This is a genomic window from Porphyromonas sp. HMSC065F10, assembly GCF_001808555.1.
Lineage (GTDB): Bacteria > Bacteroidota > Bacteroidia > Bacteroidales > Porphyromonadaceae > Porphyromonas_A.
Window position 1 is genome coordinate 1 of the sequence record NZ_KV793734.1, and the last position, 1852, is coordinate 1852.

2 protein-coding genes are annotated in these 1852 nt (G+C 38.0%); both read right to left on the bottom strand.

Annotated elements, in window-relative coordinates:
- Positions 1 to 181: 181 nt before the first annotated feature.
- Positions 182 to 421: a hypothetical protein gene (locus HMPREF2890_RS09140; protein WP_210394722.1), complete on the bottom strand. Its 240-nt coding sequence runs from the start codon at positions 419 to 421 to the stop codon at positions 182 to 184.
- Between the two features lie 39 nt (positions 422 to 460).
- Positions 461 to 1816 (bottom strand): radical SAM/SPASM domain-containing protein, encoded by a 1356-nt coding sequence (locus HMPREF2890_RS00700; RefSeq protein ID WP_083289710.1) that lies wholly within the window; start codon positions 1814 to 1816, stop codon positions 461 to 463.
- Positions 1817 to 1852 lie beyond the last annotated feature (36 nt).

Below are 1852 nucleotides of genomic sequence, written 5' to 3' on the forward strand. Positions count from 1 at the left end.
CTTATCGTTAGGGTTAGACCGTTGAAGTCAGTCGACATATTTTGTTGTGCCTTCACGCATAAAGAGGACACAAAAAGCAGAGCTATAGGTATAAAAAAGAAGGGTTTCATAGATAATTCTAGGCTAGTTAGACGAAAGAGATAAAGACACACTCATAAAAGTGTGCCTTTATCTCATTAGTTTAATTCTTCGGTTTAACCGTTACGTTAGGGCAAGTAATGGAGTAGTTGCCTAGGCTCCTACAGTTTACAGAAAACCCATTAGGACATGTCACCTCATGAGTGGTACATAGGACAACATCGCCCATTATTGGAGCACAATACAATGTGTCTCCAGCGGCCTTACAATTGGAGATTTTTAATTCTCCACCTCCTTCAATAGGCTTCATTTGCCTATCGTTCAGTAGTTTGAACTTCTTCATAATAAGTTAATTGATTAGTTGATTAAACATTGCAACCATTTATGGTTGTGTAAGTCCTATACTTTGGCTTAGTACATACAACTTTAAGTAATACTCATATTGCAACCTTTCTAGCGCACATTTTCTTCTTGAGTAAGAGCCGAAAGGGCTGAGTTTTTCAGATATCTTTTGAGATGTACAACCTCCAGCACACAGATTTTTAATCCAACAATTCTCACATTCTGCGATTTGGTCAACTGCCTTGGGCGTAATAGGATGTGATATGAAGCTATTCTTAAGCTTCCTATCATATAGATTCCCTAATACGAACTCAGGATTATTCATAAGATGAGCACAGTAATGGATGTCCCCGTTTGCAAGAATTGTAAAGTAGTTTATCCCTGCGCTACAAGAAAAAATAAGTTTCTGCCTACTCTCAATGGCTCCAATGATTTTAGGCAGGAGCTTGTCATAAAAAGGCAATCCCTTTTTAGACCTTTCAACATAATGCTCAATAAGACGGTTGTAAGCTTTTCTTAGCCCAACTAAGGAGTCCTCTGAGAATGTAGATAAACTTGAATGAGATGTGTTTTCTGAGGGATACGCAAATGCAATTTGATATGGCACCTCCAACTTCTCAAAAAACATATGTGTTTCGTACAGATAGGGGTTGTCACTTGTTAAAGTCGCACGAATCTCAAAATAGACATTTGACGATTTTAGTAGCTCAATAGACTTCAGGACCCTATCGACAGAAGATTTTCCATTCCGAAACTTCCTGTAATTAAACTCGTTGTCATACCCATCCATACTTAACAATACCGCAACATTATTCTCATGAAAGAAATCGGCTACCTTTCGATTTATGAGGGTTCCATTTGTAGTAATGGAATAACCGATTTTCATGTCGGGGTATTTTTCTTTTACGCAATTGACTGTGTATTCTATGAGATTAAATTTAATGAGTGGCTCTCCACCAAAGAAGATCAAAGTCGTTGGAGTGTCGCCATTCAATTCGTGTAATCTGTCTAAAAGTCGGTCAATAGCGTCCTCATTATACGAAGGAAAGCTAAACCCGCCATGATTAGTTTGTGCGAAACAGTATGGACACTTTAGATTGCATTGTGAAGCTATAGGCAATACCAGCGATGAGTACGATGGCTTCACATGTTTCAAGTCGTTGACAAGTGTTGATGCTGGACCCGAATTAATCACATCAAATAGTTCATCGGCATCAATCAATGCTTCTTCGCCATATGAAAAAGAGTTACCCTTATCAAAGGCTCTTAGATTTTGTACCAATTGAGGTGTCTCTACTTCATTTAAAAGGATCACTTGCGAAGTCTCTCTGTCAAAAACGAAAGGTTGATTTGAAATCTCGAAAAACTTCAACCGAGACAAATCGTTCATTTTCATAATATCTGTATCTAGATTGTTTATTGCCTGCTATTT